The sequence below is a fragment of the Acidithiobacillus ferriphilus genome (genome assembly GCF_018854775.1).
Taxonomy (GTDB): Bacteria; Pseudomonadota; Gammaproteobacteria; order Acidithiobacillales; family Acidithiobacillaceae; genus Acidithiobacillus; species Acidithiobacillus ferriphilus.
The window spans coordinates 1-1,480 of the sequence record NZ_JAAZTY010000021.1 but is presented as its reverse complement, the minus strand read 5'-3'; the positions used below and the strand labels follow the sequence as shown (position 1 = coordinate 1,480).

Annotated in this window: 2 protein-coding genes; both read left to right on the top strand. The window is 62.2% G+C overall.

Annotated elements, in window-relative coordinates:
- Positions 1-90: 90 nt before the first annotated feature.
- The gene (locus HF921_RS01720; RefSeq protein ID WP_215862129.1) at positions 91-759 is read left to right on the top strand and encodes a phosphoribosyltransferase; all 669 of its coding nucleotides are present in this window, start codon (positions 91-93) and stop codon (positions 757-759) included.
- A 9-nt stretch (positions 760-768) separates the two neighbouring features.
- On the top strand, positions 769-1,480 hold a 712-nt coding region (locus tag HF921_RS01715), incomplete at its 3' end, for a type-X family DNA polymerase (RefSeq protein ID WP_215893197.1).

Here is a 1,480-nt window from a genome sequence, read left to right as displayed (position 1 = left end):
CGCCCGCCTCAGTCGCCGCCTCAGTCGCGACCTGGAGATCGACATGGCGGGCGCGGCGCTGGCGGTGGACTTGCTGGAGCGGTTACGGGGATGGAAGATTTGAGCGCGCGCACAGTACCAGAACATTTTGCCAACCGTGAAGCGGCAGCGGAATTACTGGCCCGGAGCCTGGCCGCTTACGATGGCAAACATCCCTTGGTGCTCGCCATTCCACGCGGAGCGCTGCCCATGGGGCGCATCATCGCCAACGCCCTCCACGGGGATCTTGACGTGGTCCTGGTGCGCAAAATCGGAGCGCCAGACAATCCCGAATATGCCATAGGCGCCGTCGATGAGGATGGGCGGATATGGACCGATCCTATAGTCAGTCGCCTTGGTATCGACGGGCAGTACATCCGCGACGAAGCGGCCCGGCAACTGAAGGTGATCAAAGCGCGGCGCGTGCAGTACACGCCGATTCACCCGGCCATTGATCCACAAGGCCGGATCGTTATTGTGGTTGACGATGGCGTCGCCACCGGTGCTACTCTGGGGACTGCATTGCGTCTCCTGCGCCAGCAGCGGCCTGCCCGTCTGATCGCCGCCTTTGCCGTGGCCCCTCCCGATACCATCGCGCGCTTGCGTCCTCTGGCCGATGAGCTGGTTTACCTGTCGGCCCCGGAGCCGTTTCGTGCGGTAGGAGAGTTCTTTACGGACTTTCGGGAAGTCAAGGACGATGAGGTACTGCAGATTTTGCGTGAAACACCGCCGCCGGTGTAGCCATAAAGCATGCCGGTTCTCAATCCTGACATTGCGCGCATATTCGACGAAATCGCCGACCTTTTGGAGATCGAGGACGCCAATCCCTTCCGGGTGCGGGCCTACCGCAATGCCGCCCGTCTCGTACAAGGTCTGAGCAGCGACGTCAAAACCATGGTAGAGACCGGCGAAGACCTTACGGAGCTACCCGGCATCGGCGAGGACCTGGCTAAAAAAATGGTCGAGATAGTTACCACGGGCCATTGCTCCTTCCTCGAAAAACTGGAAAAACAGACCCCACCGGCTTTGGCGGAGTTACTCAAGGTGCCGAACCTCGGGCCTAAACGGGTCAAGGCGCTCTGGCATGAACTGGACGTGGAGACGGTGGAACAGCTTGCCCGCGCCGCGCAGGAGAAACGCATCCGCAGCATCCCCGGTTTTGGCGAGAAAACCGAGGCCCGCATTCTGGAAGCCCTCCAGGCCCATCTCGCCGCCGTTCCCCGTTTTCCTATCGCCATCGCCGCCCCGTATGCAGCCGCCCTGCTCCACTACCTGCAGAACATACCCGGCGTGCGACGGGTGGTGGTGGCCGGCAGCTTCCGGCGTGGCAAGGACACGGTGGGCGACCTGGATATATTGGCGACGGCCACCGCCGACAGTCCGGTGATGGAACGCTTCACCGCCTATGAAGATGTGGCGGAGGTCCTCTCCCAGGGCACCACCCGGGCCACCGTGATCCTGC